Raw genomic sequence first — 25,152 nt, 5'->3', positions numbered from 1 at the left:
CGAGGGTCACCCCGAAACCATCGCACACATTTCCGTACGCACGAAGTCAGCCGGCGCGCTGCAAAGCCTGCGCCGCCTCGCTGGCCTGGACCCCCGCCAAGGCCGGCGTATAGCTGCGCCAGCAGCCCTTACCGGCATGTTTGGCGGCATACATCGCGATGTCGGCGTCGCGCAGCAGCGTCTCGATGTCGGCGTCCGGTCCCGCTGTGGCCGCGCCGATGCTCGCGTTCGCCCTGGTCATCGCGCCGTTGCCGACCGGCAGCGGGGTTTCCAGGGAGCGCAGGATGCGGCGCGCGGTGTGTTCGGCGGCGGTCGTGTCGCACTCGCGCAGCAGCACCGCGAACTCGTCGCCGCCGAGCCGGGCCACCAGGTCGTTGCCGCGTACCGACTCGGTCAGCCGGCGTGCCACCCCGGCGAGAAGGGCGTCACCGGCAGGGTGACCGAGGGTGTCGTTGACGGCTTTGAAGCCGTCCAGGTCGATCAGGAGCAGCGAGACCGTGCCCGGCTGGTGGCCGTCGAGGGCCTCGGCCATCTCCTCCTGCAGGTGGGTACGGTTCGCCAGCCCGGTGAGGCCGTCGGTGTTCGCCTGGTGCCGCAGCCGGATCTCGTGCTCGCGCAGTTCGGCGAGGGTGTGGTCGAGTTCCTTGATCAGCCGGGTGTTGTCGTGGAACGCGACCAGCTGCCGCCCGGCGACCAGCGCGATGATCACGCCGAGGCCGATGATCACACCCCAGAGGCGGCTCTCGTCGACGTTCTGAAAGCTGCTCTCGTCGCTGAGCAGCACCACCAGGGCGGTGAAGACGACCGCGATCGAGCCGTAGGGGAGCAGGCTGTAGGGCTTGCGACGCTTGGCGCCGAACGCCGTCTGGTCGAATCGGGCGATGATCTCTTGGGTACGGGGACCGGCGGCGATCAGCAGCGACGGAAGGAACCGGATCGCGAAGACATAAGCGGGCAGGGTGGCCGCGCTTCCCGGGGCGAGGAAGAAGCCGACGCTGTTGAAGGCGCTGGAGATGACCATCGGCAGGACGGCGGCCTTGTGCATCGGGGCGTTGCCGTTGAGGCTCATCTTGGCGGAGGCGAAGGCGGCGGTGAGGATGACGCCGCCGGCCGCCAGGTTGGCGATCAGGTCAGCGGTCGAGCCGCTGGTGTCCGCCGTGAAACACCACGCCACGACCGCGCCACCGACCATCACGGTGGCCGAGTCGAGCCAGAACGCGAGCCGTTCCCGGCCGGAGCGCTGCGGGTGCGGGTGGGCCAGCATCGCGACGATCAGCGCGGCGAGACCGACCCCGAAGCAGGCGGTCTGTACGGTGCCGCCGTTGGTCAGCCCCTGGCCGCCGTTGAGCAGCACGGTGATCGTCTGCGTGGTGTCGCCGATGACGAACAGCAGGCCGGCCAGCGTCAGGACGCGCCAGAACCGCCGGGTGGGTCCGGTCGCGACGCGGGAGACCCGCCACGACGAGTACGCGAGCAGCACGTCGAGCGGCACCTGGAACGCCCAGAAGACGCGTACCTGGGACTCGGTGTGCCCGGCGAGGGTGAACAGCAGGATCACCGCGAGGATGGTCCACCAGGTGGCCGCGGTCAGCAGAGGGTCATGACGCAGCGCGGGCGCGATGATCTCGCGGCGCCGCTCCGCGGCCTTCGATGACCTTTCCACTCTTGCGTTATCGGCCGCTGCCGAGGCGCTATGAGGTTTAGAGGGATGTGTACACGCGTACATAGCGTATGTACGATCGTACGCATGTCCGTCCCCACCCGTACCGCGCCGGCGCGCGAGGCGCGACTGGCCCGCATGGCCGTCGCGCTGGTGTTCCTCACCAACGGCGCGCTCTACGCGAACGTCGTACCCCGGTTTCCGCAGCTCAAAGCGGAACTCGGCCTGACCAACGCCGCTCTCGGGTCGGCGATCGCGGCGATGCCGCTCGGCGCGCTGATCGCCGGGTTGTTCGCCGCCACGATCATCCGGCGGTTCCGGTCGGCGCGGGTCGCGTCGCTCGGCATCGTCCTGCTCGCCGTGCTGGTGCTGCTCGTCGCGTTCGCGCCGAACGTCTGGGTGCTGGGTGCGGTGTTCTTCGCGGCGGGCGCGCTGGACGCGATCGTCGACGTGGCGCAGAACGCGCACGGGCTGCGGGTGCAGCGGATCTACGGCCGGTCGATCCTGAACTCGCTGCACGGGCTGTGGAGCGTCGGCGCGGTCCTGGGCGGGCTGATGGGATCGGCAGCGGCCGGGCTCGCGTTGTCCCTGCCCCTGCATCTCACGATCTCCGCGGTCATCTTCAGCGTTGTCGCGATTTTCGCGCTCAAGTTCATGCTGCCCGGACCGGACGGTGCGGTTGTCACCTCCGAGACCCCCGCTAAGAAGGGCTCCTACTCCGCGCACGCCGTCCGGATGCTCGCCGTTCTCGGCGTCCTGGCCGCCTGTGGCGCTCTCGTCGAGGACGCCGGTTCCTCGTGGGGTGCTCTCTACATGCGCAACGAGCTGCTCACCAGCGCCGCCGTGGCCGGCCTCGCGTTCGTGGCGCTCCAGGTCGCGATGACCGCCGGCCGGCTGACCGGCGACCGGGTCGTCGACCGGTTCGGCCAGCGGACCGTGGTGCGCGCCGGCGGTGCGATCGCCGCGCTCGGCATGGGCCTCGCTCTCGCGTTCCCCTCGGTGCCGGCCACGCTGATCGGTTTCGCTCTCGCCGGTCTCGGTACGGCGACCCTGGTGCCCGCCGCGATGCACAGCGCCGACGAGCTGCCCGGCCTGCCGGAGGGTGTGGGCCTGACCGTGTCGAGCTGGCTGCTGCGGGCCGGGTTCCTGCTGTCGGCGCCACTGGTCGGCGCGATCGCCGACCTGTCCAGCCTGCGGATCGGCCTGCTGACCGTGGTCGCGGCCGGGCTGATCACCGTGGTGTGTTCCCGGGTTCTGGTGAACCGGACCGGAGAGCACTGATCGACTTCGATTGACGGGCGGGAGCTTCGGGGCCTAACTTACGACTCAGCTCCGTAAGTTTCGTCGCTCCTGCTGTCCATCGAAGGAGTTCCCCGTGAGAAAGGCACTGCTGGCCGTCCTCGCCACCGCGGCCGTCCTCATCCCTGCCACCCCACCCGCCCAGGCCGGCGACCGTTCGCTGCGAGACGCCGCGCCCCGATACTTGCGGATCGGTTCCGCTGTTGCCGGCGGCGGCCACCACGTCGACCAGCCCTATCCGGACCCGTTCCCCAACGATCGGGCGTACCGCAAGGTCCTGGCCCGGGAGTTCAGCTCGGTCTCGCCGGAGAACCAGATGAAGTGGGAGTTCATCCACCCCGGCCGCTACGAGTACCACTTCGGCCCGGCCGACGCGATCGTCGCGTTCGCCCGCAAGAACGGCCAGGTCGTCCGCGGTCACACCCTGCTGTGGCACAGCCAGAACCCGGACTGGCTGACCGAGGGCACGTTCACCAAGGCCGAGCTCCGGACGATCCTGCGGGACCACATCTTCACCGTGGTCGGCCACTACCGCGGCAGGATCCAGCAGTGGGACGTCGCCAACGAGATCTTCAACGAGAACGGCGAGTACCGGCAGGAGAACATCTTCATCCGCGAGCTCGGGCCGGGCATCGTCGCCGACGCGTTCCGCTGGGCGCACCAGGCCGACCCGCGCGCGCAGCTGTTCCTCAACGATTACGGGGTCGACTGGCCGGGGGTGAAGGTCGACGCGTACCACGCGCTCGCCCAGCAGCTGCTGGCCGCGCGGGTGCCGCTGCACGGTTTCGCCTCGCAGGCGCATCTGAGCACCCGGTACGGCGCTCCGGACCAGCTCGCGGGCGTGCTGCAGCGGTTCGACGACCTCGGCCTGCACACCGCGATCACCGAGCTGGACGTGCGGATGGACCTCCCCGCCACCGGGGTTCCCACCGCCGAGCAGCTGGCGACCCAGGCCGTTTACTACAAGACCGTGCTCGACGCCTGCCTCGCCGTCGACGGCTGCAACTCGTTCACCCTCTGGGGCTTCACCGACAAGTACTCCTGGGTGCCGGTGTTCTTCCCCGCCGAGGGCGCGGCCACGGTGATGTGGGACGACTTCGGCAAGAAGCCGGCGTACTACACGCTGCTGCGGACGCTAGCTCGCGCGTAGCAGATCGTCGGTGCGCATCCGGGGGTCGTACGCCCGGCAGGTACCGGGCCGGGACCGCTTGGCCCGGTACATCGCCAGGTCCGCGTCCTCGAGCAGCTCCTCGGCGGTCCGGACCCCGTCGCTGTACGCGATCCCGACGCTGGCCCGGGTGCGCACCATCCGTCCGGAAATGGCGAACGGCTGGGATATCGAGTCGATCACCCGCTGAGCGATCTCCACCGCTTGCTCAGTGCCGGTGATCGGCTCGAGCAGCACCGCGAACTCGTCGCCACCGAACCGGGCGGCCATGTCCGAGTCCCGGATCGCGCCGCGGATCCGGTCGGCGACCCCGCGCAGCAGCTCGTCGCCGACGCTGTGCCCCAGGGTGTCGTTGACCTGCTTGAACAGGTCCAGGTCGAGGTAGAGCAGCGCGGCCGGATCGGCGCCGACCACCTGCTCGACGCGGTTGAGGAAGAGTTTGCGGTTCGGCAGCCGGGTCAGCGAGTCGTGGTGCGCCTCGTGCACCGCGGCCAGGGTGTGCGCGCCGGTCAGCGCGAGGCTGGCCTGCTCCGCGAACGCCTCCAGGATCTCCTGTCCGTCCCCGGCGATGACGAAGGCGCCGGCATAGTCCTCCCCGATCTTGACCGGGGCGGCGAGAACGGAACCGTCGGCTACCGGGGCCTTCTCGGCCAATGACTGAGTGGCGGCGGCGACCAGCACCTCGACGCGTACATCGGTGCCCCGGCTCATCGACGCGACCGTGAGTGTCGCGCCGTCCCGCAGCACCAGCGCCGTCGTGGCCTCGGCCAGCAGCGACCGTGCCCCGTCGGTGATCGCGTCCAGGGTCTCGTCCACCGGCGTACGCGGATTCACCATCCGCTGCACGCGCAGCAACGTCTCCAGCAGCCGCTCGCGGCGCTCCAGAGCTTCGAGCAGCTCCAGCCGCGACGCGGCCTCCCGCTCCCGTTCGCGGCGCAGCTCCCGCTCGGTCTCCAGGGTGCGCAGCCCGCGCAGGGCCAGGCCCAGCACCCGGGCCATGCCCTGGAGCATCTGCCGCTCCTCGGGCTCGAACGCGTCGCCGGCCCGGGCCACCAGGATGCGGTCGCCGGTGTCGCGGTCCAGCGGGTGCACGGTCAGGTGCATCGGGCCGAGACCGGGGAAGTCCGCGATGTCGTCGCCGGCCGGCAACCCGGTGAACAGCGCCACGTCGGGGGAGCGGCCCAGCCCCACCGAGGCGGGCACGGTGTCGCCGCAGACCACCGCGGCCAGTTCGGCGTCGGTGGCCTCGGCCGCGCGCTGCACCGCGATCCGGGTCGCCGCGGCGACGTCGCCGGCCCGGGTGATCGCGCTGAAGAACTCGGTGAGCTGCAGCGAGGACCAGCCGGGCATGTCAGCTCACCGCGAGCGCGGCCACGGACAGGTGGTGCATGCCCTTCGCGTTGGCGCGGCGGACGATCTCACCGTTGGAGAAGAAGCCGCTGTACGGGACCGGCTTGAGCACGTCGCGTACCCGCTCGCCGGCCAGGTCGACGCCGTCGCCGCCGAGCGCGATCAGGCGTACCGAGCAGTCGAAGACCAGCACGCCGATCGCGTCGCCGCCGAGTTCGCCGATCGCCTCGCGGGTGGCGACGGCCGCCGCGTCGACGACGTTCTCCCGGTCGCCCTCCATGAACCAGACCATCGCGCCCTCCGGCGTGTCGGCCAGCCCGGAGATCGACCGTACGGCCGGGTCGGCCTCGAAGATGATCCGGATGTCCTCACCGGTGCGCCGGGCCAGCCCGAGCGGGCGTACCGCCGCGAAGGTCAGGAACGCGCCCGGGTCGTCGCCGAGGTCCGGTGCGCCGCCGGTACGCCGCAGGTAGGTGTCGAGCGCCGGCTCGCCGTCCAGCTCGTAGATCTTGCCGCCCTCGCTGCGGGTCACCACCATCGGCTCGCCGATCTTGTGCCAGCCGTGCGCCAGCCCGACACCCAGCGGGGACGGCGAGCCCAGGGCGGCGCCGAGGACCGCGTTCGGGAGCACGCGTACCGTCGTGCCGTCGCTGAAGAAGCTGACCGTGCCGGTCTGGGTGAGGTCGTCGGCCGCGCAGGCACCGACCAGCGGCACCCCGGCGCCGGCCACCGAATAGGCGCCGCGGACCATCTCCTGCTGGTCGCCGCTGCGGCCGTCACCGAGCAGCAGCACCACCCGGTGCTCGGCGTCGATGTCGTCGAGGCTGGACGCGGCGGTCACCCCGGCTTCGTACAGGTCCATGCTGTCGTGCTCGATCGCGCGTACCGAAGCGGTGAAACCGGGACCGCCCAGAGCGGTCACGACGACGCCGCTGCCACGGCCGTCGCTGGTGAACTCACCCGCCGTGGAACAGCCGATCATCAGCACGTCGCCGCCGGCCGCCGCGTGCACCGCCTCGGCCATCGCCGGGGTCGAGTGCCGCAGCGCGGCGAAGACGAGCAGCAGCGTGGGTTGCCGCCCGGCGGTCGCCTCCCGGCATGCCTGCGCGCCGGCCTCGGCGGGGTCCTCCAGAAGGCTGCGCCCGACACCGAACCAGCGCTCATCCACGTTGTGCATCTCGGGTCCCTCTCCGCGTCTCTCTCCGGGTGGGTGCATCGGCGGCCTCGGCGAAAAACTGAGCAAGAGTACGGTCCAAGGGTGAAACTTGGCCCGGACGAACCACTCGCAGGTCCCTGGCAGGAGCAGACGCCGATCGATGTCGCGGCGTCGGTGCTGGCCGCGGCGGGGTCACCGGCCGGGCGTCCGCGCCTGATCGCCGTCGACGGCCGGGGCGGCAGTGGCAAGTCGACCCTCGCGGGCCTGCTGAGCGACCTGACGCCGGACTCGGCGGTCGTGCACACCGACGACGTGGCCTGGTGGCACTCCCGCTTCGGCTGGGCGCCTCTGATGATCTCCGGCGTGCTGGACCCGCTGCACGCCGGTCTCGGGGTGCGGTTCCGCCCACCGGCCTGGGAGCAGCGCGGCCGGGACGGGTTCATCGAGGTGCCGGCCGGCTGCTCGGTGGTCTTCGTCGAAGGCGTCGGCGCGTCCCGCCGCGAGCTGCTGCCCCTGCTCGACGCCGCGATCTGGGTGCAGTCCGATTTCGCCGAGGCCGAGCGGCGGGGCATTGAGCGTGACCTGCCGCTGAAGAACATCGACCAGCAGGCAGCGAAGCGCGAGTGGGACGAGTGGATGGCCGAGGAGATCCCGTTTCTCAGCGCCGACCGCCCGTGGGAACGCGCCGATCTTCTCGTCCGGGGTACCGGCGGCGGAACGCCCGGGACGATCACCACGTCGAAGCGGGCATGAGACGGATTCCTCTGCTGCTTGCCGTGGCCTGCCTGGCCGCCTGCGGTGATGGTGCACCCGCCGCCGCGCCGTACACACCCGGCGCCTCGCACTTCGCCGCGACGACCGATGACTGCGGCACGTTCGACCTCGACCAGGGCGAGGATGTTCCGGAGGACGCGGCGACCTGCCTGCTCGACGCCTTCACGGCCCAACGCGTGGTGACCATGAAGGCGACCTTCCCGACCACCGAGGGCGACCCGATCCCGGTCACGTACACCACCCGCGCCGACGGCCGGATCGACGTCACCACCGACTCCCGCGCCGACGGGCTCGGCACCCCGATCATCGAACGGGAGACCTGCTCAGCCCTCACCTGGGACGAACGCGACGGCCTCCGCACCGACGGATGCGACGAACCGGTACGCGTCGAGGAGTGACCGATGCCGGCCCTGCCAGCGGCCGGCACGTCGTAAAGTGTCGACCCATGTCGATCCGTACGGTTGTCCTCGATGTCGGTGGGGTGTTGCCGGTGAACCGGCCCGGGCCACGGGTGGCGCTGCCGGCCGACATCGACGGGTGGCCGGGCCGGTGAGCGGGTTCGTGGAACAGTTCGTCAGCTACTGCCAGTACCAGATCTTCTCCGGCGAGGGCGGCGACGGCCTGGAGATCTACACCGTCGGCGACGAGCTGCTGCACGTCGGCGGCCCGGACGAGTGCACCGCATTCACCGGCCTGCACACCGGCACGATCGAGATGCGCATCGAGGCCTTCCCGTCCGAGCCGCCGCTGTTGTCCGGCGACGACTGGGACGCGACCTCGGAGACCACGCTCTGGTGCCCCACGGGGTCCCTCACCGTGAACGGCCTGATGTCCGACACCTACACCGAGGTGCCCCTCGCGGGGCCCGGATTGGCGAGGGTACGCGTCTACGCCCGCAACCGGATCCACGAGGGCCTCCGCACCGACGCCGACCCGGCCGAGCAGCATGAGCTGCACGTCTGGCCGGTGTCCGAGGAGACCGGCCTGGCGACGGTCGCCGACGACGGCACCCTGAGCACGTGGGCCCAGAAACCTGCCCACGCCGCCACCTGGGCGATGTCCCGCCTCCTGACCACCGACCCGGCGGACGCGGGCTCGGCGCGGGTGGCTGTGGTGCGGTGCCGCGACGTGCCGACGGGTGAGGGCTGGGCGCGGCCGGGTGAGGGTCGGGCTTCGTCGGGTGGGGGTTGGGCGCCGCCGGAGACGATCTTCGCCGGTGACCTGGAGATCCGGCTGCGCGCGGCCGGCGACGGCACGTGGACCTTCACGTGGGCGCTCGCCGACCGGCCGATCTCCCCGTCGCCGGCGACAACCCTGCCGGACGCCTCGCCGAGCACGGTCCGGGTGGTCGTCGACGAGGACGGGACGCTGACCGTGCGGCACGAGGGCGTACCCGGTCATCAGGCCGTCCTGCTCGGCCTGATCTGGGACCACCTGCTGGACCTGCCCGCCGGCGTACCGGTCGCCTGGGAACAACCGATGCGCGCCAAGGCGGCCGAGGCGACCCGGCGCGCCGAGAAGAAGCAGCGCGAGCGCGCCGAACGGGAGATGGCGGCCTGGGGTGGTACCCCGCCGACCGAGCGGCTGCGCGGGCTGGCGGCACGCGCGAAAGCCCTGGCCAACCTGGACCGCCCGCTCCTGGACCGCCTGGAGCAGCTGCCGCCGGAGCGCCAGCGCGAAGTAGCCTGCTGGGCCGCCCGCCGCGCCATGGAAGCCGCCGGCCTGGACCAGGTCGGCTGGATAGCCGCGGCCCTGGAAGCGGTGGATGCCGGCGACCAGCTGCCCGCAGCCTTCACCGACCATGGCGAGGTGTACCGCCGCCTCCTGGATGACCCCGAGGTGCCCCAGACGATCCTCGCTGTCCGAGGCGCGTCCTCCCGCATGCTCCACCAGGCGGTGGCGTTCCCCGCGCTGCTGGCCCTGAACGAGGACGACCCCCTGGCAGCGGCGATAGAGGCGATCTGGGCGGCGGCAGCAGCCCACGGCAACGACTTCCCCACATTCCTGGCAGCCGCCCACAACGCCTGACCCCCGACGGCCGAACTGCGCCAGCCACCCAATCCGGCTGTCACCCACGGCTGCCGGCTGTCGTCCACGGCGACCGTGGCGTTAAGCCGCCGGAAGCTGGCTGTCGCTCAGGGCTGCCGGCTGTCGTCTATGGCGGCCGTGGCGTTCAGCCGATGTCGGCTGTCGCTCAGGGCTGACCCCGCTGGCGTGGTCCCCGGACCGCAGCCCGGCGGGAACGGCGGCCCGAGCTCGCGCGGATCCAACGGGTGTGTCGATTTCGGGTTCGATACGCGCCTTAATTCGACACGCACTGGGCGGGGTGCTCGCGGTGTGATGCCGTCGGCCCCGCCAGGCGAACAGGACCCGGCCGCCCGGCGTCCCGGCCGCCCGACACGACACCCCTGCCGCCCGACGGGCCTGCCGCTGGGCGATCCGGCGGCTGGGCGATCCGGTGGCCGGGCGAGCCGTAGCTCAGATAGGTCATCGGACGGTTTTGAGGTGTCTGAGCTACGGCTGGTGAGGGCGAGCCGTAGGCCAGATAGGTCATCGCACCCTCATGGCCTGTCGGAGCTACGGCTCGCGCCCGCGGCGACTAGACCTAGGGCGGTCGAACACAGCTGGCCGCTGTTCGGCGTCACGCGTTTCCGGTGGGGGCTGGTTGTGCACCACGGTTTCTGGGGAGCGGGACCATGCGCCGGTAGCGATGGGCGCGCAGCGGCCTGGAGTGGGCAGCGGGGTCGCGGTGGACTCTCGAATACCCCGGTGGTGCGTTTGTGGAGGGCGGTTACGCGTACCCGATGAAGGGAGCGCAACCGCCCACCTGCCGTCAGCGAACGTAGATGGTGGGTTGGGGCGGGGTGGTCATGCCGTTGCCGAGGAAGAAGCTCGGGTGGGGCGGCTGGTTGTAGGCGGTGTTCTGCCAGGCGATCGCTACGCGGTATTGGGAGTCGTGCATCAACGTGTGGATGCGGCGGTCTGTGAGCGTCGGGGTGCTGTAGATGCGCAGGGCGGACGAGTCCGCGAGGCGCCAGACGATCTCTTCGCGCCAGTCGCCCAGGATGTCGCCGGAGACGGCCGGGGTTTGTTTCGTGCTGTTGTTTGACGCTACGCCTGAGGCCGTGAGCAGGCGGGTGTCGCTGCTGGTGCCGTATTTGTCGACGCGGGTGGCGTCCACCAGTTCGCGGACCGGGTCGGCGTCCCACCAGGCCAGGAAGTTGGTGGAGGAGGGTTTGCGGCCTACGTTCTGGCCGGCGGTGTTGGAGAGGCCGTCGACTGATGATGACCAGGCTTCGGCGCCGGCGCTGCCGGCGTAGACGTCGCCGGCCACCGCGCGGCCGTTGTCGCAGCCGCAGGTGGCGTGCGACCAGATGATCGCGCCGGTCCGGGCGTCGAGCATCGCGTCGGTGGGCTGGGTCGTGCTCTCCGACGGGCGGTAGACCTCGAGGCCCGCGCGGGACGGGATCAGGTCGCCGACGTGCAGGGAGTCGCCGTGGCCGAGGCCGGAGCGCCACATCAGCGTGCCGTTGTCGTTGATCGCCGCGGCGCCGTAGATGATCTCGTCCTTGCCGTCCTGGTCGGCGTCGGCGATGGACAGCTGGTGGTTGCCCTGGCCGTAGGCGCCGGTGTTGCTGGTACCCGAGTCGTAGGTCCAGCGGCTGGTCAGGGTGCCGTTGCGGAAGTCCCAGGCGGCGACGACGGCCCGGGTGTAGTAGCCGCGGGCCATGATCAGCGAGGGCCTCGTGCCGTCCAGATACGCGGTGCCGGCCAGGAAGCGGTCGACCCGGTTGCCGTAGGAGTCGCCCCACGACGAGACGGTTCCGCGAGCCGGCGTGTAGTTGACCGTGGAGAGCGCCGCGCCGGTCTGACCGCTGAACATGGTCAGGTACTCCGGGCCGGACAGGATGTAGCCGGAGGAGTTGCGGTAGTCGGCCGTGGCCGAGCCGATGACCTTGCCGGTGCCGTCGACCGTGGCGTCCGCGGTCTTCATGGCTACCTCGGCCTTGCCGTCGCCGTCGTAGTCGTAGACCTGGAACTGGGTGTAGTGGGCGCCGGCCCGGATGTTGCGGCCCAGGTCGATGCGCCACAGACGCTGGCCCTGCAGGGTGTACGCGTCGACGAAGACGTTGCCGGTGACACCGGACTGGGAGTTGTCCTTGGAGTTGGACGGGTCCCACTTGAGGACGATCTCGTAATCGCCGTCGCCGTCCAGGTCGCCGACCGAGGCGTCGTTGGCGGAATAGGTGAAACCGGAACCGGCGGCCGGCACCGACAGCGGCACGTCGAGATAGCCGCTGCCGAACGAGAGGGAGTTCGGCGAGGCGGGTTGTTCGACGCCGTTGACCACGGCACGGACCGTGTACGCGACACCCGCGGCGGCCCCGGCATCCAGGTAGTTCGTCGAGTTCGTGATCGGGGTGGCGGTGATCTTGGTGCCGGCCCGGTAGACGTTGAAGCCGGTGGTGGACGCTTCGGTCCCGAGCAGACGCCAGGAGACCAGGTTGGCTGATCCGGAACGGACGCTGATCAGGCCGCGGTCAAGATCTTCCATCTGCCGGCCGGCGGTCGCCGGGGGAGTCGTGGTGGGTGCGGTGGTCGGCGTTGTCGGGCCGGAAATGTAGTTGAATGACCACTGCATTCGCGAAATATCCGAACATGTCTCCTCGACGATCGGGTTGTTCCCGGCCGTCGACCCGTCCTTGTCGCTGATGCACAGCCCGCTCGCCACACTCTTGATCAAGAACTTGCCCGCGGCCGCCGACGACGCCGCGAACGTCCACAACTGGTTCGTCTTCAGTCCGTCACCACAGCCGTACTGCTGCAACTGGGTGCCGGACACCGTCGACCCGCTCGGTACGTCCACACACCGGCCGCTGTTCCCGTTGACCAGGTTGAACTGCCCGCCGGCCTGCGCCACGGCCTTCCACTGCTGGGTGGTGGCCGTACCGCACGCCACCTGAACGAGCAGCGCCGAGTTCGCGGTCGACGAACCGACCACGTCGATGCATTTGCCGCTGGCGCCCGCGGCGAGGGTGTAGACGCCGTTCGCGACCGGGGTGACGGCAGCCGATGCGGGGATCATCGAGATGCCGAGGATGAGGGCCGGAATGGCGATGCCGCCGGCTAAGACGACGAGACGCCTTCGTTTCATGGTGCGTCCTTCCCTGGGGATGAGGACCGGCGGCGGGGGACCACCGATCCATCCCAGTAGATGTGACGCGACGTGCGGGACAACAGTTTTTCACGCGGCGATTTCCAGCGATTCCTGCCAGACCGCCCACCGGGTCGCCGGGCCGAGGCCCTTGGCCTTGTACATCGCCAGGTCGGCGCGGTGCACCAGCTCGTCGTGGGTCAGCTCGCCCGGGGCGGACACCGCGACACCGACGCTCGCGGCCAGGGTGATCAGCCGGCCTTCCACGGCGACCGGGCCCAGTGCGGCGGCGATCCGCCCGGCTACGTCGTACGCCTGCTGGGGTGATGTGAGGTCGGAGAGGACGACGGCGAATTCGTCACCGCCGAGACGGGCCGGCAGGCCCGGCGAGGGAACGCAGCGGCGCAGGACCTCGGCGAACGCGATCAGCACGAGATCGCCGGACTTGTGGCCGAGCGTGTCGTTGATCTCCTTGAAGCTGTTCATGTCGATCACCAGGATCGCCGAGTGCAGGCCGGTCCGTTTGCCCTGAGCGAGACCCTTGTAAGAGGTCGCCCGGAACCGGCTGCGGTTCGCGAGCCCGGTCAGCCCGTCGGTGAGCGCCTGCTCGTCGGACTCCCGCTGGACCAGGGTCTGCCGGAACAGCACGAGCGCGCTGAGCGTGGCGCCGCCGAGGGCGAGCCCGCCCCACGGGGAGAACGTCCCGGACTTCACCGCGGCGTCGAGCATCAGCGCGTGCGCGACCACGACCGCGAGGAACGGCAGGAACCGGCCGATCCGGACCGGGCGGAACACGAAACCGTTCGCGATCCGCGACCGGCTCTGCTCCACGGCGGCCGCGGCGAGCAGCGCGTCCGTGGTGATCCACCAGTAGAACTGCCAGGACGAGTGCAGGTAGAGCTGGTGGGCGTCCAGATATCCGTTCACCGCGTCGCCGAGGAACAGCACCAGCGTTGCGGCGGTGAGCAGCCGCAACGGCCGGCGTGCCGACTCGTTGGCGCCGCGCAGCAGCGCCCGGGAGACGCTGAACAGCAGCGCCAGGTCGCCGATCGGGTTGATCACGGCGCTCACCGCGACGTCCATGGTGAGCCGGTGGCTCTGCAGCAGCGGGTCGACGGCCGTGTACCAGAGCACCATCGAGCCGCCGACCAGCACGGTCATCGCGTCGAGGGCCGTCTTCCAGCCGTCCCGGCGGTTCATCGGGGCGAGCGGGAACCGCTGCAGCGCGATCAGCAGCGCCACCACGAACATCATGTGGATGACGTCGTTGGCGGTCGTCGAACCGTCCGGGTCGACCGTCAGCAGCACCGGAACGCTGATCACCAGGATGGCGAAGCAGCCGGCGACCGCGCCCCACGCCTGGCGCAGTCGTGGTGCGAGGTGCGGGAGCCGGGCCGCGCGTACTGCCGCGATCAGGCCGAACACGCCGAAGCTGAACCGGGCGACCTCGGCCACCCACTCGTTCACGTCGCTCGCGGCAGCCGTTCCGGCCAGCCCGATCATCGCGGCGACATAGAGCAGTCCCAGCGCCAGGTAGGAGCCGGACATCCGGCGTGGCTCCGGCACACGGTTCGTCCAGGTGTGCAAGGTTCCCCCTCCGCCGGTTCTGACCCGGGGCTGATCGGTTCCGGTCAGGACCTACTTGAGGAAGCGCTCGGTTGCGGAGCTGCACCCCTAGGATCGCGGCATGCTCACCCACGATCAGGCGGTCACCACTGCCCACCGGCTCGCCGCTGAACTCGAACCCGGCGCGATTCAGCGCGACCGCGACGGCGCCACGGTGATCCCGTCCGACGCACTGGCCGCGGTCGATGCCTCGGGACTGCTCGGCATCACGGTTCCGGCCGCTGACGGGGGTTCCGGCCTCGGTCCGCGTACCCTCGCCGAGGTCACCCGCATCCTGGCCGCCGCCGACCCGGCGATCGCCCAGGTCCCGCAGGGCCACTTCCTGATGATCGACATCCTGGCCGTGCACGGCTCTTCCGCCGTGCGCAAGTCGCTCTTCGCCGACGTCCTGGCCGGCAAGCGGATCGGCAACGGCCTGGCCGAGCGAGGCGGCAAGCACGCTCAAGACTTGAAGACGCGGATCTCCGACGGCGTTCTGAACGGCGTGAAGTACTACACCACCGGTGCCCTGACCAGTGCCTGGATCGCGGTCAGCGCCCTCGACGCCGCCGGCCGCCTGGTCCTGGCATTCGTGCCCCGCTCAGCCCCCGGCGTCACGGTCGACACCGATTGGGACGTGATCGGCCAGCGAGCGACGATCAGCGGAACGGCTACTTTCCGTGACGTGGCTGTCTCCCATGTGATCGACTACGCCTCCGCCTACGAAGTCCCGCAACAGCTGGGCGCCCGCGCTCAACTGGTGCACACCGCCATCGAGACGGGCATCGCCGGCGCGGCCCTGCGCGACGCCCGCTCTTATCTGCGCTCGACAGCCCGCCCCTCCAGCGAGACCATCCGCGCAGGTCACAACAGTGTCGCCGCCGACCCGCACGTCCGCCACCGCTACGGCCGCATCGCCAGCCGGGTCCAAGCGGCGGAGGCCCTGCTGGCCGCGGCCGCAGGCACTCTCGACGAGATCGGCCTGGTCCCGGCGTCAGCCGCCGACGCAGCCCGAGGATCACTCACCGTAGCGGCCGCCAAAGCCTTCGCCAGCGAGACAGCCCTGGAAGCCGCCTCCGAACTCTTCACCCTCTGCGGCACCAGCGCCGCCGCCGCCAAATGGGACCTCGACCGCCACTGGCGCAACGCCCGAACCCACAGCATCCACGACCCCATCGACTACAAATATGCCCACATAGGCGCATATGAACTCGCCGACGTCCTCCCACCCAACCACGGCCAAATCTAATTCTTGGATACGCCCAACGGCCTTCCCCAACCGCATCACCGTGGCCGGCGCCCCTTCCGCCCCTGACGAACTCCCCCCGGCGCACCCCGCCGCCATCCCCGGCGCGACTCGCCGTCATCCCCGGCGCCGGGTCCCGCCCATGGCCCACCACCCGCCCGCCGGGGCTTGCGCTCACGGCCACCCGCCCCGCGGGTGCTGAGAGCTGCAGGCTTTCGTCTCCAGGCTGTCGCGCGCGGCGACCGCGGATGACAGTCGGCCGTGTGGCCGGCTCGGCTGGCTGTCAGTGCTGTGTACTCCGCGGCCTGGCGGTCGGGCTGTACAGCGTGGCGACTGGCTGTACAGCGTGGCGGTCGGCTGTACGGCGTGGCGACCGCCCGCGCCAGCCGGCGACCGTCGGCGCCAGCCGGATTCTGACGGCTGTCGCTGACGGCTGCCGGCTGTCACGTATGGCGACCGTCCAGTACAGCCGAAATTCGCGGCTGGACCTCAGAGTTCCGGCTGGTCAGATGCGGCGACTGGCTGCACAGCATGGTGGCCGTTGCGGACAGCCGGCATTCGGCGGGTTCCGGATGGCTTGCGCTCGCGGTCGGCTTGCGCTCGCGGTCGGCTTGCGCTTGCGGTCGCAGGGTGCCCGTTTTGTGGTGCCGCGAGCGCAAGCCGGGTGTCGATGCTGATGCCCGGCTCGTGCTCGTGGTCGCAGCGGGCCTGTTTCAGCGACCGTGAGCGCTAGCCGGCCCGCCCGGAGTCGCCGGAGACGTGGCCGGCATCGACCCGGGCACACGGTGACCCCGGTTCGGGTAGATGAAGTCGCACACAACCGTTGCGTGCGACCTGGTCAACGCCCTGGCCGTGATGACGTCACACAGAACGCCACTGTGTGCCCGCATCCACGCGAAATCGAGCGAACGTGTGCCCCCATATCCACGCCCCTGGGTCCGCGTGTTGTCGAGCCGCGCCGGCAGACGATTGGCTGGGGCGGAGGCCGGCTGGCCGGCGCGGAATGCGGAGGCCGGGCAGGCCAGCGGGGAATGCGGAGGCTGGGCGGCTGGCGCGGGATGTGGAGGCTGGGCGGTCGGCGGGGAATGTCGTAGGGGAGTGGGAGGATCCGGGGATGGCATTGCGAATGGATCTGACGTTCGACACGGTGGACGCCGTGTCGCTGGCGGAGTTCTGGAAGCTGGCTCTCGGTTACGAGGACGAGCCGCCGCCGGCGCCGTTCGCGACGCGGGAGGAGTGGGCGGCCTCGTTCGGCGAGCCGGAGGAGGACGAGGGCGGCGGGGCATGGCTGCGCGATCCGGCCGGCGTCGGGCCGCGGCTCTGCCTCCTGGACGTGCCGGAGCCCAAGGTCGCCAAGAATCGGCTGCACATCGACGTTCGGGTGGGGAAGTCCGCCGACCAGTGGGAGCGGATCGTGGCGAAATCCGAGCAGCTCGTCGCGGCGGGCGGGCACGTGCGGGCGACCTTCGACGGCCACCACATCGTGATGACCGACCCGGAGGGCAACGAGTTCTGCGTCGCCGCCTGACCGCGCCCGCGAAACCGAGCGCCTGCGAGACCGGGCGCCTGCTAGACCGGGCGCCTGCGAAATAGCGCGTGCCGGCAAAGCGCGTAAAGGCCCGACCCACGTCGCGCCACGAGGCACACACTGGTGGGCTGCTCGCCTCCGGCCCACTGGGGCCGGAGGCGGTCGCGTCAGTCCCACCAGGGCCGGAGGTAATCGCGTCAGCCCACCGGGGCCGGAGGCGAGCACATCAGGCCCACCGGGGCCGGAGGCGAGCACATCAGGCCCACCGGGGCCGGAAGCTGTCGTGTCAGGAGGGCGCTGTGTTGCGGAACGTGGAGAAGACCACGTCGCCGCTGTGTTCGAAGCCGAGCCGACCATACAACCGGATCGCGTTCTCGTTGTCGTGGACCGTGTGCAGGAACGGGAGCTCGCCCCGGGCCAGGATGCCGGCGGCCACCGCGAGGGTCAGGCGTGCGCCCAGGCCCTGGCCGCGGAACTCCGGGTCGGTGCAGACCGCGCTCACCTCGGTCCACCCCGGCAGCCGGAAGCGTTCGCCGGCCATCGCGATCAGGCGGCCGTCCGAGCCGCGGATGCCCAGGTAGCGGCCCAGGTCGACGGTTCGTTTGCGGAACGGGCCGGGCTGGGCGCGGGCGACCAGGTCCAGCATCTCGGGGACGTCGGACTCGGTGAGGACCACCGCGTCCGGGTCGTCGACGCCGGTCATGCTCTGGCCGATCATCTGGACGCCGGCGAGGACCTCGGTGGTCTCCCAGCCGGCGAGCGGGTTGATGGACGGGCCGGTGAGCACCACCGTGTCGGCGATGGTGGACAGGTCGCGCCACCCTGCCGGGTCGGCGGGGTCACGCAGCGCGCCGAACGGCGCGATCTCGGGAGAGTAGCGGGCGGCGTCACCGGCGGCCTCGGCGAAACAGGCCTGCGGCCCGGAGAGGGCGGCCCACACGGGATTGTTCAGCACAGTTGCGACCCTGCCCCTTACCGCGTCACCGCGCCAGTGGATATCCAGGCTTCCACCCGCGCGGGACGCACACTTATCTGCCGGTTCTGTCAACGATCCGGCAGACAAGTGGGCAACGCCTCAACTCAGGGCGGCGAGGGTGGCCGACGCTTCGGTCAGCGCGGGGATGTCGGCCGGCCACTGCGGCTTGGCGAACAGGTACCCCTGGCCGTACTGGCAGCCCATGGTGTCCAGGGCCGTGTGCTGGCCGGACTCCTCGATGCCCTCGGCGACCACGGACAGATCCAGGTTGCCGGCGAGGGTGACGATGGCGTCGACGAGGGCGTGCTGCTGCCGGCTGTGCAGAATGTCGTCGATGAACGATTTGTCCAGCTTAAGCACGTCTACCGGCATCTGCCGCAAGTAACTGAGCGAGGAGTACCCCGTACCGAAGTCGTCGATCGCCACCCGCACCCCGAGGGCGCGCAGGGCCTTGAGATCGGCGAGCACCTTCTCCGCGTCCCGCAGCACCAGGCTCTCGGTGATCTCCAGGAGCAGCCACTCCGGGCGGGCGCCCGCGTCGGCGAGGGCCTGCCGGACCACGTCGGCGAAGTCCGGGCTGCGGAACTGGCGGGGCGACACGTTGACACTGACGTACCGAAGGGTGGTGGAACCGGAGGCGCGCCACTGCGCGAACTGGCGCAGCGCCTCGCGCATCACCCAGGTCCCGATGCCGACGATCGCGCCGCTCTCCTCGGCGGCCTCGATGAAGTGGTACGGCCCGAGCAGCCCGCGAACCGGGTGCTGCCAGCGCACGAGCGCCTCGACACCGGTGATCCGCTGGTCGGCGAGCTCGACGATCGGCTGGTACTGGAGCACGAACTGCTCGCCCTCGATCGCCTCGATCAGCTGGGTACGCATCTCCAGGCGCTGCACCATCGCGGTGTGCAGGTCGTTCTGGTACCGCTGCCAGCCGCCCTTGCCGAGCCCCTTGGCCAGGTACAGCGCCAGGTCGGCGTGGCGCAGCAGCTCGGTGGCGCTGGTCGCGTCGAGGTTGGTGGCGACACCGACGCTGGCGGCACCGCTGACCAGGTGGGTGCCGCCCTCACCGTCGGCCAGCTCGATCGGCGCGGCGAGCGCGGCGACCAGGCGGGCCGCGACGTCCTCGGCGGCGTCCGCGTTGTGGCTCGGCGCGACCATGACGGCGAACTCGTCGCCGCCCATCCGGGCCGCGGTGCCGCCGGCCCCGATGACCGCGGAGATCCGCTGCGCCACGGTGATCAGCAGCTGGTCACCGACGGCGTGCCCGAGGGTGTCGTTGATCTCCTTGAAGTCGTCCAGGTCGATGAAGAGCACGCCGAGGGTGGCGTCGCTCAGCGCGGCCAGGCTGAACGCCTGCTCCAGCCGGTTACGGAACAGCACCCGGTTGGCGAGCCCGGTCAGCGAGTCGTGGTACGCCTGATGGGTCAGGTCGTCCTCAAGCCGTCGTTGCTCGGTCACGTCCCGCATGGTGACGACGAGTCCGCGTACCGTCGGGTCCTCCCGGAGATCGCGCATGTCGCACTCGATCTCCACCCGCCGCTCGCCGCGGAGCGCGGCGAGCGCGACGCCTTCGAGGTCGCCGGAGCCGTGCGCGATCCGCGCGACGGCGACCCGCAGAGCGTCCTGCGCGTCCGGTGCGAACAGGTTCGCGAAGACGCCGTCGGTGGGATCGTCACCGTCGAACAGGTTGCCGGCGGACGGGCTGGCGTACCGGATGACGCCGTCCTCGTCGACGATCATGATGACGTCGGCCGCGGACTGGATGAGCGTACGGAAGTAGGCCTCGCTGTCGCGGCGGCTGACCTCCTCGGTGAGCGAGATCCGGTCCAGGACCACCGCGATCTGCGAGCTGAGTGTCTCGATGGAGCCCTGCACCGCGCGCAGCACCGCGTCCGGCGCGCCGAGCACGATGATCCCGAAACGGCCGCCGGGCAGCTGCTGCGGGCAGAAGAGGGTGTTGGCGAATCCGCCGCTGCTGACGTGGTCCGGCAGGTCGGCGGCGGCCACCCAGCGCAGCGCGACCTCGGCGTCGCCGGTCTGCGGTGCGGCGAGCTGGAGGTGGTACGGCTTGTCGGCGGGCATCAGCCGGGCGATGGCCTCCCGCACGCCGGCGGCGAGGTCCTTCGCGTTGGTGGCGGCGAAGAGCGCGGTGCCGGCCTCGCGCAGGGCGCGTTCCCGGGCGCTGGCCTGCCGCTGCGCCCACGCCAGGTCGCCGACCCGGGCCAGGACCAGCAGGAACATCAGGGCGGCGGCGGCCGCGATGACGGGCGCGTCGACGACACCGCCGCGGGAGATCTCGACCTCCTTGCCCTGCGCGTATTCCAGCGCGAGCACGCCGGGGGCGATCAGCGCGGCGGCGCTGAGCCAGAACAGCCGGTGCCGGCCCATGCCGGTCTCGGCGGTACGCGCGGCCGGCTCGGTGAGCAGGCCCATCGAGGGGTGCAGGGCGGCGAACGCCATCGAGGAGTAGAAGACGATCCAGCCGAAGTCGACCGGTCCGCCGAGTTCCCAGGCGCTGTTGAGCTGGGACTGGCCGTAGAAGATGTCGGAGATCAGCAGGCCGACCATGGCGACGCCGATGACGCCGACCGCGCGGGGCTTCTTGCCGGAGCCGGTCAGCATCCGCAGGATCATGGCGAGCACCAGGACGTCGCCGAGCGGGTACCCGATCGAGACGATCTTCTCCAGCGCGGACAGCTCGGCCGAGCGGGTGAACGGCGCGATCCAGTACACCCAGGCGAGCAGGCCGAGGCCGACCGTGGGCACCAGCGCGTCGAGCAGCGCCGCCTTGTCGCCGCCGCCCGACCGGGCCCGCACGAAGATCAGCAGGCCGGCCGTGAGCAGCGGGTACACCAGCAGGTAGAACAGGTCGGCCAGGCCGGGGAAGTCCGGCTGCTCGCCCATCGCGAGAACCAGGTTGTACCAGGTGTCGCCGGTGGTGAAGAACGCCAGCGCCGCGCTGATCAGGTACCAGGGCAGCCGCCGGGCGGGCTGGTGCAGCCGGACACCGGCGAGCACCATCGCGGCGCACGAGTATCCGAGCGCTGCCCAGGTGTAGAGATGCGCGTCCGGGAACATGTAGTAGAGCCCGGTGAGCACCACGACCCAGGCCGCGAAGCACGCGCGAACAACTCGCGTCTGCACAGCGCACTCCGATCGTCAGGCGGCGGGGTTGCCGACACGCGTATCGGAGGGGAAGGCCCTGTACCTGAGGAATTCAGAGGGCCAGGGCGTCAACCAGGCGTCGCGCGGACCCCGCCAGATTCCACCGTTCGGCGAGCGTGAGCAGGGATTTCTCGTCCAGCGGCGACGACGGCAGACGCGAATCGAACGACGGCAACGGCACGTCCAGGACGACCTTGCAGACCGGCAGCGCCCGGGCCAGGTAGTCGCGGGAGACGTCCAGCTTGGTACGGACACCGGGGGCGAAACCGGCGTCCGGGTCGTCGAGGGCGGCCAGGATCTGCTCGACGCCGCCGTACCGCTCGATCAGGCGGGCCGCGGTCTTCTCGCCGACGCCGGCCACACCGGGCAGGCCGTCGGAGGCGTCGCCGCGCATCGCCGCGAAGTCTGCGTACCACCGGGCCTCGACGCCGTACTTCGCGATGACCAGGGCCTCGTCGGCGTCCTCCAGCTTGGCGACGCCGCGGCCGCAGTAGAGCAGCCGGGTGCCGCGGGTGTCGTCGACGAGCTGGAACAGGTCGCGGTCGCCGGAGACCACCTCGACCGGGGCCGGCTGGGTCGCGGCGAGGGTGCCGAGCACGTCGTCGGCCTCGTACCCGGGCACCCCGAACGCCGGGATGCCGATCGCGGCGAGGACGTCGAGCAGCACCGGGACCTGCTTCTCCAGCGACGACGGCACCTCCTCGACGTCGCCGTGCGCGACCCGGTGCTGCTTGTAGCTGGGCACCAGGTCGACCCGCCAGGCCGGGCGCCAGTCCGCGTCGAGCGCGCAGACCAGCCGATCCGGACGCCGGGTCCGGATCAGCTGGGCGAGCATGTCGAGGAAGCCCCGGATCGCGTTGACCGGTTCGCCGTCCGCGGTCTGCGCCGCCTTCTCGGGAATGCCGTGGAAGGCCCGGAAGTACAGGCTCGGGGCGTCGACGGCCAGCAGAGGTTGACTCACGCCGAACACCCTATTCGTTGTGCAGCACCCGGGCGATCGTCAGCCTCGCCGCCGCGCGTGCCGGGATGAGCGCTCCGGCCACCGCGATCACCACGCCGCTGAACGCCAGCAGGGCCAGGGTGGCCGGGTCCCACACCTGCATGACGTACTCCGGCAGCCGGATCTTCGCGGCGTCCGCGGAGAGCGGCACGACGAGCCGGTGCGCGGCCAGGCCGAGCGGGATGCCGAGCAGCCCGGCGATCACGCCGAGCGCCGCCATCGAGGTCACCACCATGCTCACCACCTGCCGCGGGGTCATCCCGATCGACTTGAGCATGCCCAGGTCGCGGCGGCGTTCGGTGACGTTGAGCGCGACCGTGTTGAGTACGCCGAGGGCGGCCACCGTGGCGAGCAGCAGGGCGAGCACGGCGGCGAACCCGGTGACCACGGTGGAGAACGAGTCGCCGCCGGTGTTGTCCCAGGCGTCCAGGCCGGGGTCGGCGGCGCGGATCGACTGGGTGAACGCGCCGAGATCGGTGCCCTCGACGGTCTGCACCTGGTAGAAGAACGCGGCCGGGTCGAGATCGGGGAAGTCGCGCCAGGTGGCGAACGCGCCCTCCGGGCCGGGCAGCCCGCGGACCGTCTCGCCGACGATGGTGAACGTGGTCCAGGCGCCCTGCAGCGAGACGGTGACCTTCTCGCCGATCTCCAGGCCGCGTTCGTTGAGTAGCTGGGTCGGCAGCACCAGCTGATCAGGAGCGGTCATCCAGTGGCCCTCGTAGAGCTGTTGCTCGTACCCCATGGCCGCCGTGTCGCCGCGTACAAAGTTGATCATCAGGGGTTCGCTCTGGCCGGCGACCGACAGATCGCGGGCAACACCGACGCCGACCTGGGAGGTGCCGGGCAGCGCCCGCAGCATCTGCTCGATCTCGGTGTCCGAGCGCTGGGAGGCAGGCTGTTCGTCGCCACGCATCGGCCGCACGCCGATGTCCCCGGCGGCGATCTCGCCGACCTCGCTGATCCGGATGACCGAATCCGATAATCCCAGCGCGAACGTCACCGTCACCACACCGAGCAGCAGCGACGCCATGGTCAGGGCGGTCCTCGCCGGCCTGGCGAACGGCAGCCCGAGTCCGAGACTGACAGCGCGCGGCAGCCGTGATCCACTCAGGGCGCGTTGCACGCGCAGCCCGCGTCCACGCCGCGGCGCGCTCCCCGCGCTGATCGCCTGCGCCGCGGACAGGCGGTGGGCACGCAAGGCGGGAAGCAACGCCGCGATCAAAACCAGCGAGGGTACGCCCAGAAGCACGACCGTGATGACCCACGGCTGGACCGCCGCGTCCTGACCGAAGCCGAGCCCCCGGAACGTTTCGGTCAGCATCGGACGGACTGCCGCCCAGCCGAGTCCCGTACCCAGGATGGCGCCGGCGACGGCCGGGACCGACACCATCGTGAGGTAGACGGCGACCACCTGCCGCGGGGTGAAACCGAGCGCCTTGAGCACGCCGATGTGCCGGAAGCCGGAGACCACGGCGCCGCTCACCACGTTGCCCACGATGATCACCGCGACGAGCAGGCCGAGGATGCCGAACGTGCCGAGGAACGGCAGGTACACGCCGGGTCCGGCGGCCGCCTCCTCCTTCGTGACCAGGTACGGCTGGGCGGCGAGCAGCGCGTCTCCGGGGAGCCCCGTGGTCACTCCGGAGACGCGAGCCGCCAGGGCGTCGTGGGTGGAGACGTCGCCGGTGAACCGGTAGAGCATCTGGGTTCCGGTCGGGTGCAGCGCCGCGACCTGCGCCGGTGTCACCCAGCCGTCCGCCGAGCCGCTGACCGTGAACGCGAAGCCGACGATCCTCAGCGTTTTCCCGTTGGTGACCAGCTCGGTGACGCCGGCGAGCGGGCCCATGCTCAGGTCCTCGTCCGGCTGCGGCGGCTCGTTGAGCACGATCTCACCGGCCGCCGACGGCCAGCGCCCGTGCCACAGGTCGACCCGGTCGACAGCGCCGCCCGGATCGGCCCGCCCGACCACTGTCAGCGGCTGACTGAAAACTGGTCCGACGTCGTTCTGCGGCTCGACGATCACCTGGCCGAACGGGCCGGCCGACGCCTCGACGCCGGTGGTCGCCGCGGTGAGCCGCTCGTCGGTCACCTTCGCCGGGTCGTAGGTGACAACCGAGTGGGCGCCGTTCTGGCCGTCGAACGCCCGCTGGAACGGCGACCGGGCCGCGTCCAGCAGCGCCACCGAGATCAGGGCAGTGGCCGTGCAGACCAGTACGACCAGGAAGATCACGAAGGTCTGCACCCGGCGGCGGCGTACCGCGGCGCGGGAGGCCGTCCAGACGGCGCTCACACCCGGTCCAGCGCGGACTCGCGGGCGACCTGGCCGTCGGCGAGCTCGACGAGCCGGCTGGCGCACCGGTGGGCGAGCCGTTCGTCGTGGGTGACGATCAGCAGCGTCTGTCCGATCTGGTTCAGGTCGAGCAGCAGGTCCATCACCTGCTCGCCGGCCTTGCTGTCCAGCGCGCCGGTCGGCTCGTCGGCGAGCAGCAGCGCCGGCCGGTTCATCAGGGCCCGGGCCACCGCGACCCGCTGGCGTTCGCCGCCGCTGAGCGCGGCCGGGTACACGTTGCGGCGGGTCGCGATGCCGAGCTCGTCGAACAGCTCCAGCGCACGGCGCCGGGCGGTGCCCGCCGAGCTGCCGGTGAGCTGCGCGGCCAGGGCCACGTTGTCCAGCGCGGACAAGTCGTCGAGCAGGTTGAAGAACTGGAAGATCATGCCGAGGTGGTGGCGCCGGAACAGCGACAGCTTCGTCTCGTTCATCGTGTCCAGGCGCTCGCCGTGCACGGTGATCTCGCCGGCGGTCGGCTTGTCCAGCCCGGCGATCATGTTGAGCAGGGTGGATTTGCCGCAGCCGGACGGGCCCATCACGGCCACCGCCTCACCGGCGCGGATCTCGAGGGTGACGCCGTCGAGCGCCACGGTGTCGCCGTACTCCTTGCGGACGCCGTCGAGGCGTACGACGGGGGTCTCGGTTGTCATGGCTGTCCTGCCTTCGGCATGCCCTCATGGCCCTCGCGTGAGACGCCGTTGTTCGGTGCGGCTGGTTGCCGCTCGGTGCAATCGGTCATGC

Annotated in this window: 17 protein-coding genes; 7 read left to right on the top strand and 10 right to left on the bottom strand. The window is 70.8% G+C overall.

Annotation, left to right across the window (positions count from 1 at the left end; all coding sequences use genetic code 11):
* Positions 1-46: 46 nt before the first annotated feature.
* Positions 47-1,663 (bottom strand): GGDEF domain-containing protein, encoded by a 1,617-nt coding sequence (locus B0I29_RS23940; RefSeq protein ID WP_111651276.1) that lies wholly within the window; start codon positions 1,661-1,663, stop codon positions 47-49.
* A gap of 84 nt (positions 1,664-1,747) precedes the next feature.
* Between B0I29_RS23940 and B0I29_RS23935 the strand changes: the two genes are divergently transcribed.
* Entirely contained in the window at positions 1,748-2,941 is a 1,194-nt protein-coding gene (locus B0I29_RS23935; RefSeq protein WP_111651275.1) for an MFS transporter, read from the top strand.
* Positions 2,942-3,035: 94 nt separating this feature from the next.
* The gene (locus B0I29_RS23930; protein WP_111651274.1) at positions 3,036-4,109 is read left to right on the top strand and encodes an endo-1,4-beta-xylanase; all 1,074 of its coding nucleotides are present in this window, start codon (positions 3,036-3,038) and stop codon (positions 4,107-4,109) included.
* Here the strand turns inward: B0I29_RS23930 and B0I29_RS23925 are convergent.
* Both B0I29_RS23925 and B0I29_RS23920 read right to left on the bottom strand, forming a co-directional pair.
* Positions 4,095-5,477: a GGDEF domain-containing protein gene (locus B0I29_RS23925; protein WP_111651273.1), complete on the bottom strand. Its 1,383-nt coding sequence runs from the start codon at positions 5,475-5,477 to the stop codon at positions 4,095-4,097. The two genes, B0I29_RS23930 and B0I29_RS23925, sit on opposite strands and share 15 nt — an antisense overlap.
* Position 5,478: 1 nt before the next feature.
* Positions 5,479-6,654 carry an FIST signal transduction protein gene (locus B0I29_RS23920; RefSeq protein WP_181557951.1) on the bottom strand — a complete coding sequence of 392 codons (1,176 nt, stop codon included), beginning with the start codon at positions 6,652-6,654 and terminating at the stop codon, positions 5,479-5,481.
* A gap of 81 nt (positions 6,655-6,735) precedes the next feature.
* Here B0I29_RS23920 and B0I29_RS23915 point away from each other — a divergent pair, with 81 nt between their 5' ends.
* The 3 genes from B0I29_RS23915 (at position 6,736) to B0I29_RS23905 (ending at position 9,435) form a co-directional block, all read left to right on the top strand.
* A complete protein-coding gene (locus tag B0I29_RS23915) occupies positions 6,736-7,386 on the top strand; it encodes a uridine kinase family protein (RefSeq protein ID WP_245972704.1) in 651 nt (216 codons plus the stop codon).
* Positions 7,383-7,805, top strand: a complete 423-nt coding sequence (locus B0I29_RS23910; protein WP_111651271.1) for a DUF4362 domain-containing protein — start codon at positions 7,383-7,385, stop codon at positions 7,803-7,805. Before B0I29_RS23915 ends, B0I29_RS23910 begins: the two co-directional genes overlap by 4 nt.
* A gap of 151 nt (positions 7,806-7,956) precedes the next feature.
* Positions 7,957-9,435, top strand: a complete 1,479-nt coding sequence (locus tag B0I29_RS23905) for a hypothetical protein (protein WP_146616880.1) — start codon at positions 7,957-7,959, stop codon at positions 9,433-9,435.
* Between the two features lie 805 nt (positions 9,436-10,240).
* Here B0I29_RS23905 and B0I29_RS23900 read toward each other — a convergent pair.
* Both B0I29_RS23900 and B0I29_RS23895 read right to left on the bottom strand, forming a co-directional pair.
* Positions 10,241-12,562 carry a rhamnogalacturonan lyase family protein gene (locus tag B0I29_RS23900; protein WP_220091401.1) on the bottom strand — a complete coding sequence of 774 codons (2,322 nt, stop codon included), beginning with the start codon at positions 12,560-12,562 and terminating at the stop codon, positions 10,241-10,243.
* A gap of 90 nt (positions 12,563-12,652) precedes the next feature.
* Positions 12,653-14,110, bottom strand: a complete 1,458-nt coding sequence (locus tag B0I29_RS23895; RefSeq protein ID WP_111651342.1) for a GGDEF domain-containing protein — start codon at positions 14,108-14,110, stop codon at positions 12,653-12,655.
* Positions 14,111-14,249: 139 nt separating this feature from the next.
* Here B0I29_RS23895 and B0I29_RS23890 point away from each other — a divergent pair, with 139 nt between their 5' ends.
* Together B0I29_RS23890 and B0I29_RS23885 are read left to right on the top strand one after the other, a co-directional pair.
* Complete coding sequence (locus B0I29_RS23890) at positions 14,250-15,416, top strand: acyl-CoA dehydrogenase family protein (protein ID WP_111651269.1); 1,167 nt, start codon at positions 14,250-14,252, stop codon at positions 15,414-15,416.
* Positions 15,417-16,527: 1,111 nt separating this feature from the next.
* Positions 16,528-16,941, top strand: a complete 414-nt coding sequence (locus B0I29_RS23885; protein ID WP_111651268.1) for a VOC family protein — start codon at positions 16,528-16,530, stop codon at positions 16,939-16,941.
* Between the two features lie 286 nt (positions 16,942-17,227).
* Here B0I29_RS23885 and B0I29_RS23880 read toward each other — a convergent pair whose 3' ends face one another.
* The 5 genes from B0I29_RS23880 to B0I29_RS23860 all read right to left on the bottom strand — a co-directional run bounded on the left by B0I29_RS23880 (position 17,228) and on the right by B0I29_RS23860 (position 25,061).
* A complete protein-coding gene (locus tag B0I29_RS23880; RefSeq protein ID WP_111651267.1) occupies positions 17,228-17,896 on the bottom strand; it encodes a GNAT family N-acetyltransferase in 669 nt (222 codons plus the stop codon).
* A gap of 120 nt (positions 17,897-18,016) precedes the next feature.
* The gene (locus B0I29_RS23875) at positions 18,017-21,061 is read right to left on the bottom strand and encodes a putative bifunctional diguanylate cyclase/phosphodiesterase (protein WP_245972703.1); all 3,045 of its coding nucleotides are present in this window, start codon (positions 21,059-21,061) and stop codon (positions 18,017-18,019) included.
* Between the two features lie 73 nt (positions 21,062-21,134).
* A complete protein-coding gene (locus tag B0I29_RS23870; protein ID WP_111651340.1) occupies positions 21,135-22,043 on the bottom strand; it encodes a 5'-3' exonuclease in 909 nt (302 codons plus the stop codon).
* Positions 22,044-22,053: 10 nt separating this feature from the next.
* Positions 22,054-24,372, bottom strand: coding sequence for an ABC transporter permease (locus tag B0I29_RS23865; RefSeq protein ID WP_245972702.1), 2,319 nt, complete (start codon positions 24,370-24,372; stop codon positions 22,054-22,056).
* On the bottom strand, positions 24,369-25,061 hold the full coding sequence (locus B0I29_RS23860; RefSeq protein WP_111651266.1) for an ABC transporter ATP-binding protein: 693 nt from the start codon (positions 25,059-25,061) through the stop codon (positions 24,369-24,371). Before B0I29_RS23860 ends, B0I29_RS23865 begins: the two co-directional genes overlap by 4 nt.
* Positions 25,062-25,152 lie beyond the last annotated feature (91 nt).

Source organism: Actinoplanes lutulentus, assembly GCF_003259845.1.
GTDB classification, from domain to species: domain Bacteria; phylum Actinomycetota; class Actinomycetes; order Mycobacteriales; family Micromonosporaceae; genus Actinoplanes; species Actinoplanes lutulentus.
The sequence above is the reverse complement of the archived record's forward strand: the minus strand, read 5'-3'. Positions and strand labels throughout refer to the sequence as shown.

Bases quoted from the DNA above. Each gene is read 5' to 3' on its own strand.
- B0I29_RS23860 (WP_111651266.1), bottom strand. From the start codon at position 25,061: ATGACAACCGAGACCCCCGTCGTACGCCTCGACGGCGTCCGCAAGGAG.
- B0I29_RS23925 (WP_111651273.1), bottom strand. From the start codon at position 5,477: ATGCCCGGCTGGTCCTCGCTGCAGCTCACCGAGTTCTTCAGCGCGATC.
- B0I29_RS23910 (WP_111651271.1), top strand. From the start codon at position 7,383: ATGAGACGGATTCCTCTGCTGCTTGCCGTGGCCTGCCTGGCCGCCTGC.
- B0I29_RS23935 (WP_111651275.1), top strand. From the start codon at position 1,748: ATGTCCGTCCCCACCCGTACCGCGCCGGCGCGCGAGGCGCGACTGGCC.
- B0I29_RS23885 (WP_111651268.1), top strand. From the start codon at position 16,528: ATGGCATTGCGAATGGATCTGACGTTCGACACGGTGGACGCCGTGTCG.
- B0I29_RS23890 (WP_111651269.1), top strand. From the start codon at position 14,250: ATGCTCACCCACGATCAGGCGGTCACCACTGCCCACCGGCTCGCCGCT.
- B0I29_RS23900 (WP_220091401.1), bottom strand. From the start codon at position 12,562: ATGAAACGAAGGCGTCTCGTCGTCTTAGCCGGCGGCATCGCCATTCCG.
- B0I29_RS23895 (WP_111651342.1), bottom strand. From the start codon at position 14,110: ATGTCCGGCTCCTACCTGGCGCTGGGACTGCTCTATGTCGCCGCGATG.
- B0I29_RS23920 (WP_181557951.1), bottom strand. From the start codon at position 6,654: ATGCACAACGTGGATGAGCGCTGGTTCGGTGTCGGGCGCAGCCTTCTG.